The following is a 6610-nucleotide window of genomic DNA, read 5'->3' on the forward strand; positions in this document are numbered from 1 at the left end:
ATTCCCTATTCCCTGTTCCCTATTCCCTGCAGTTCCGCCGGAGCCGCGCCACCCGCGCGCGGCCCCGGCGATCATCATCCCGTCAGCAGAACTGCGTGCACGTAAAGCCGAACGTGTAGCAGCCCTGGTAGTGCGTGTACGGGCCCGCCGCAGCCACCTCCGCGCCGGCTCCGCCGCAGCCGGGCGTGTACGTGGGTGGACAGGTGCTCGTCCGCGGACAGCCCAGCTGCGTGCACACCGTCGCCACCGTGCCCATGGGGCCCGTCGGCGGCGGACAGCCCGGGATCACCGTGATGCCGCCCGTCTGTGGCGGGCAGTCCACGTACGTGCACGTGAACCCGAAGCTCGGGCACGCCGGCGAGTACTGCCCCGTGGGGATGCCGGCCGCCGCCTGCGGAGCCGCGGCTTCGGGGCCCTGCGGGGACGGCGGGCATCCCACGTACGTGCAGGTAAAGCCCAGCGTGCACGCCGGTCCGTACGTGCCGGCGGCGGCCTGGGGAGCCGCCTGTTCCGCGCCCATCGGCTGCTGCGGGCACCCCACGTACGTGCAGGTAAAGCCCAGCGTGCATCCCGGGCCATAGGTGCCGGGCGCGTGTGCCTCCGCCTGCGGGGCCGCCGCCGCGAAGCGGGCCTGCACCGTCTCCACCCCGCCGCCGTTGGGCGGGCACAGCCGCGAGGGGCACGCGTCCACGGCGGAAGGCATGCACCCCGGCATCGAGATGTGCGGCGCGCATCCCGGGTAGCCCGTGCAGCCGATCAGCCGCGTGGGCTGGACGCAGCCCGGGATGGAGGCGAACGTCCCCGCCACCGTGCCCTGCGGCGGGCAGTTGATGTACGTGCACGTGAAGCCCAGCGTGTGGCATCCCGGATAGAAGGTGCCCACGGCTGCCTGCTGCGGCGCCGCGGCCTGCGCGCCCACGGGAGCCTGCGGGCAGTTGACGTACGTGCACGTGAACCCGAGCGTGGGGCATCCCACGCGGTAGGTGCCGATGGCCGCCTGCGGCCCCGCGCCCACGAAGCCGGCCTGCACGGTGTCTCCGCCGGCCGGGCACAGGCGCGTGGGGCACGCGTCCACGGCCGAGCAGGTGCCCGTGTGCACGCAGCCGGGGAGCGAGATGTGCGGCTGCCCGCATCCCCGCCACCCGGTCACGCCGATGGGCCCGCAGCCCTGGACGGTGCAGCCCAGGGCGCTGGGGCACGCGTCCACGGCGGAGCAGGGAAAGCGCGTGAACGCGCCACCCGCCATCGGCGCCGCGGCGGCGAACGGCTGGAAGTCCTGCGGCTGGCGGATGGTGGGATGCGCGAAGCAGCCCACGCTGGGCGGGCAGCGGTCCGTGGCCAGGGGCGGCTCGCCCGTGAAGCCGGCCACCGTCCCCACGACGGGACCGATGCCGCCCAGCGGGTCCTGGCACACCCGCGAGCAGATGATGTTGTGCGTGCACAGCGTGGCGGCCGTTCCGCCGGGCGGGCACCAGATCCCCCGCGTGTGGCACCCGCCCACCGTGAGGAGGGTGATGTGCACCTGCCCGCCGGGCCGGGCCGCGCCCACCACGCCGGGCTGGCGGTTCTGCTCCAGCACGGGGCCGGTGAAGAAGCCGCCCGCGGCCGATCCGCCCCCCGTGCCCTGGCTCACGAAGGCGTCGCCGCGCACCCACACCATGCTGCCGCCCGTGGGCGTGTGGTTGCCCTCCAGCGGCTGGTGGTGCAGCACGTCCTCGTTGCGCACGTCCACGTACCGCGAGAGGGATGCGTCCAGGTAGACGCGCGTGTTCTCCTTGTCGGCCGCGTCGCCCACGTAGCCCTGCAGCAGCACGGGCTGCAGGCCGGAGGCGGGGTCGTCCACCACGCGCGCCACCCACTCGTCGCGGGGCACGGGCGGCGGGGGAATGCGGCCGCCGGACGGACCGCCGCCGGGGTCGTCGTCCGCGTACTGCTCGTCGGGGGTCTTCTCGTCGTCCATGATGGGTCCCGGGATGAAAGGGAGGCAGGACGCCGGACACCCGATCGGCGCCCGGCTGGGAGGACTGCACCATGCAGGAACGACGGCCTGCTGCTACCCCGTCACGGTGCAGCGGGGCGGCAGGGCAGCAAGTCGCGCGCCCTCCATCCTCTTTGCGCCGTCATCTTTGCCAATCGCGTGAATCGTCCGCATTTGCAACGCGATCCGCATCCATCCGTTTCTCCCCATCCACCCGTACTCCGGGGCGGTGGCGGGCCGGACTGGGACGCATCCGCCTCAATCCAAAAGACGAACTGCATTCTCACGCAGAGCCGCAGAGGCGCGGAGGAGCTCGTCGCGCGATGAAGTACTCTGCGTCCTCTGCTCCCTCTGCGTGAGAAACGTTTTTGCAGTTGCTCCCGATGCCTAACGGCGGCGGATAAGGAGCGGCGGCGCAGGATGTTTTCCAGAAGTCGAGCGGGGAGAGAAAATCGGTGGGCCGGGACAGTTGAATGCCGGGGCAATCTGCGGTAACTTTTCGGGATGGCTGAAGAAAACCTGATCGTCCGGGGTGCCCGCGAGCACAACCTGCAGAACGTCGACGTCGAGATCCCGCGCGACAAGCTCACCGTCATCACGGGCTTGAGCGGGAGCGGCAAGTCGTCGCTCGCCTTCGACACCATCTACGCCGAGGGGCAGCGGCGCTACGTGGAGTCGCTCTCCGCGTACGCCCGCCAGTTCCTGGGGATGATGGAAAAGCCCGACGTGGACTCCATCGAGGGCCTTTCCCCCGCCATCTCCATCGAGCAAAAGACGGCCGGGCGCAACCCGCGCTCCACCGTCGGCACGGTGACGGAGGTCTACGACTACCTGCGCCTGCTGTGGGCGCGGGCGGGCACGCCGCACTGCCCCAGCTGCGGCCGCCCCGTGGAGCGCCAGAGCGCCACCCAGATCGTGGACCGGCTGATGGAGCTGCCCGCCGGCACCTGGCTGGAGGTGCTCGCCCCCGTGGTCCGCGGCCGCAAGGGCGAGTTCCGCGACCTGTTCGAGGACATGCGCCGCAAGGGCTTTACCCACGCGCGCACGGACGGCGGCATCCACCGCCTGGAAGAGCCGCCGGCCCTGGCCCGCCGCGCCAACCACGACATCGGCATCTTCGTGGAGCGCAAGGTGGCCGTGGACGAGGAGAACCGCTCCCGCATCGCCGACGCCGTGGAGACGGCCCTGCGCACGGCAGACGGCGTCGTCCAGGTCGTCGCCCACACGCCGGACGCGGTGGACCCGGAGCCGCAGCTGTTCAGCGAGCACTACGCCTGCGCGGAGTGCGGCATCAACATCCCCGAGCTGGAGCCGCGGCAGTTCTCGTTCAACTCGCCGTACGGCGCCTGCCCCGCGTGCGGCGGCCTGGGCACCCGCAAGGAGCCCAACCCCGACCTGGTGCTGGCGGACCCGTCGCTCTCCATCCTGGAAGGCGTCGTGCTGCCCTGGGGCGTGCCCCGCGGCCACCTGCGCGGCACCATCCTGCAGGGGCTGGCGGATGCGCTGGGCTTCGACCTGAACACGCCCTGGCAGGAGCTGCCCGACAACGTGCGCCAGGTGCTGATGTACGGCGTGGACGGCGGCAAGGGCGGGGCGAAGGGCCCCAAGAAGATGAAGTGGGCCGGCATCGTGCGCGACGTGGAGCAGCGCTACCGCGAAAGCAGCAGCGACTCCGTGCGCGAGATGCTGGAGGAGTACATGAGCACGCTGCCCTGCGGCGTGTGCCACGGGGCGCGCCTGCGGCCGGAGAGCCTGGCCGTGACCATCGGCGGGCGGTCGCTGGGCGACGTGGTGATGCTGCCCGTGGCGGCGTCGCTGGAGTTCTTCGACTTCGTCGACACGCTGCCGCACATCCCCCGCGACATCGCCGGGCCCATCCTCAAGGAGGTGCGCGAGCGGCTGTCGTTCCTGGTGAACGTGGGGCTGGAGTACCTCACGCTGGGCCGCTCGGCCGAGACGCTCAGCGGCGGCGAGGCGCAGCGCATCCGGCTCGCCACGCAGATCGGCTCGCGGCTCGTGGGCGTGCTGTACATCCTGGACGAGCCGTCCATCGGCCTGCACCAGCGCGACAATCAGCGCCTGCTGGAGACGCTGGGGCAGCTGCGCGACCTGGGGAACACCGTGCTCGTGGTGGAGCACGACGAGGACACCATCCGCGCGGCGGACTACGTGCTGGACCTGGGCCCGCGCGCGGGGCGCCACGGCGGCCGCGTGATCGCCGCCGGCACGGTGGACGACGTGATCGCGTCGGAAGAGTCGCTCACGGGCGCGTACCTGCGCGGCGAGCGGCGCATCGAGATCCCCTCCGCGCGCCGCGCCCCCGCCGAGGGCCGCGAGCTGCTGATCCGCGGCGCCCGCGAGCACAACCTGCGCGACGTGGACGTGCGCATCCCCCTGGGGACGTTCGTGGCCGTGACGGGCGTGTCGGGATCGGGCAAGTCCACGCTCATCAACGACATCCTGTGGAACGCCCTGGCGCGCAAGTTCTACCGCGCCAAGACGGTGCCCGGTTCGCACGAGGGCATCAGCGGGCTGGAGCTGCTGGACAAGATCGTCGACATCGACCAGTCGCCCATCGGCCGCACGCCGCGCTCGAACCCCGCGACGTACACGGGGCTCTTCACCGTCATCCGCGAGCTGTTCGCGGAGCTGCCCGAGAGCAAGATGCGCGGCTACACGCCGGGCCGCTTCTCGTTCAACGTCAAGGGCGGGCGGTGCGAGGCGTGCCAGGGCGACGGCCTGGTGAAGATCGAGATGCACTTCCTCCCGGACGTCTACGTGCCGTGCGAGGTGTGCCGCGGCCGGCGCTACAACCGCGAGACGCTGGAGGTGTTCTACAAGGGCCACTCCATCGCCGACGTGCTGGACCTGACGGTGGACGAGGCGTGCGAGGTGTTCGACGCCGTGCCGCGCCTCAAGCGCTCCCTGCAGACGCTGTCGGACGTGGGGCTGGGCTACATCCACCTGGGGCAGAGCGCCACGACGCTTTCCGGCGGCGAGGCGCAGCGCGTCAAGCTGGCGTCGGAGCTTTCGAAGGTCGCCACGGGGCAGACGTTCTACATCCTGGACGAGCCTACGACGGGGCTGCACTTCGAGGACGTGCGGATGCTGCTGGAGGTGCTGCACCGGCTGGTGGAGCGGGGCAACACGGTGCTGGTGATCGAGCACAACCTGGACGTGATCAAGACGGCGGACTGGATCATCGACCTGGGGCCGGAGGGCGGGCCCAAGGGGGGCGAGATCGTGGCCGCCGGGCCGCCGGAGCTGGTCGCGGCCAACCCGCGCAGCCACACGGGCCGGTTCCTGGCGCCCATGCTGGGCGTGACGCCCGCCGCCGAGGTCCCCGCCGCGCCCGCCCCCGCCGGCAAGACCCGCGGCCGCCCGCGCAAGGCGGCGAAGTAGCCGAAAGGCGGATCAAGTCACGGGATCATCGAGCCCGGCCAGAAGGCCGGGCTCGACGCGTTTGTGGCCCGTGCGTGCCCGCTCCATCCCGGGCAGATCTTCCCTCGTCGTAACCCTTCTCGCGCACGAACCGCGCGATCGCCACTCTCAGCAGGTGTTGCCGATCTGCCTTCTGATGAAGCCCAAGAGCGTCATCCTGACAGCGAATCCCGGATGGGTTTGAAGTGGTTTCTCGCCCATGCTGTCATTCTGAGCGAGGAAGGCGCCCGGTGCGGTCCATTCCGTCGCACGGAGCCGTGGGCGCCTTCCGACCGAAGAATCGGGTGGGGCCGCGCACAGACCTCGCCCGTGCTGGATCCCGCGCGCGAACTCAGCGCGCGGGCGGGACCCTGCACTCCGGCAACCAGATTCTTCGGCCGGCCGGCGCCTGATGCGGTACGCGACGGACAGTCCCAGCCGGCGCCGGCCGACCTCAGAATGACAGCACGGGTGAGAAACGGCTCTACACCCACTCGAGAACCGCTGTCAGGATGACGCTTCTGGCTATCGAGGTTAGCCAACATCCTGCCCAGGATGACCACGTCCGGGAGCTGAATCTTTTGTCATGAGGACGATCAGATTTCGATGGAATTCAATCATCAAAAACGCGCGTCAATGTGACACGTAAACACATTGTATCGGATACTTTGCAGACGTTGATCCGAAGGATGCGGAGTGGGTGGGATTTGTGCAAAGTTGGCCTGCATCCGCCTCTATTTTCGGTTTATATTCGGTGCAGGTCGAACGCGGGGCGACGGAGCTTCGCGGCGGCCGTTCGGAGCAGCGGACGTTCACCGGAACAGGGGAAAGCAGCATGGCAGTCACGGACGTGATCATCGACAAGGGCGCCACCGCCACCGACAAGGGCGGCATGGTGTTCAACGTCAAGGCGTACGGCGCGCTGGGCACGGCGCTCAGCAGCAGCACGCAGGACGACACCGCGGCCTTCCAGGCGGCCATCACCGCGGCGTCGCTCTCCATGGGCACGCTGAGCCAGACGGCCAGCAGCGGCCTGGGCAGCGTGGTCTTCGTGCCGCATGGCATCTACCGCATCAAGGGGACGCTGAGCCTGCCCAACGGCGTGTCCATCCGCGGCGCGGGGATGCACACCACGCAGCTCCTGTTCTCCATGGCCACCACGCAGGACGGCCTGGTGTGGCAGCGCCCCACGCCCACGAGCCCGTTTGGCGT

General features: G+C 70.3%; 3 protein-coding genes. 2 read left to right on the forward strand and 1 reads right to left on the reverse strand.

Annotated elements, in window-relative coordinates:
- Positions 1-82: 82 nt before the first annotated feature.
- Positions 83-1960, reverse strand: a complete 1878-nt coding sequence (locus VFZ20_RS30770) for a hypothetical protein (RefSeq protein WP_329687802.1) — start codon at positions 1958-1960, stop codon at positions 83-85.
- A 522-nt stretch (positions 1961-2482) separates the two neighbouring features.
- Between VFZ20_RS30770 and uvrA the strand changes: the two genes are divergently transcribed.
- Together uvrA and VFZ20_RS30780 are read left to right on the forward strand one after the other, a co-directional pair.
- A complete protein-coding gene (gene uvrA / locus VFZ20_RS30775) occupies positions 2483-5380 on the forward strand; it encodes an excinuclease ABC subunit UvrA (RefSeq protein WP_329687803.1) in 2898 nt (965 codons plus the stop codon).
- Between the two features lie 853 nt (positions 5381-6233).
- Positions 6234-6610 (forward strand): glycosyl hydrolase family 28-related protein (locus tag VFZ20_RS30780; protein WP_329687804.1); only part of this gene is annotated, 377 nt, incomplete at its 3' end.

This window comes from Longimicrobium sp., assembly GCF_036280135.1.
GTDB lineage: Bacteria > Gemmatimonadota > Gemmatimonadetes > Longimicrobiales > Longimicrobiaceae > Longimicrobium.

Excerpts from the sequence above, each read along its gene's own strand:
- VFZ20_RS30770 (WP_329687802.1), bottom strand. The coding sequence starts at position 1,960 with ATGGACGACGAGAAGACCCCCGACGAGCAGTACGCGGACGACGACCCC.
- uvrA (WP_329687803.1), top strand. The coding sequence starts at position 2,483 with ATGGCTGAAGAAAACCTGATCGTCCGGGGTGCCCGCGAGCACAACCTG.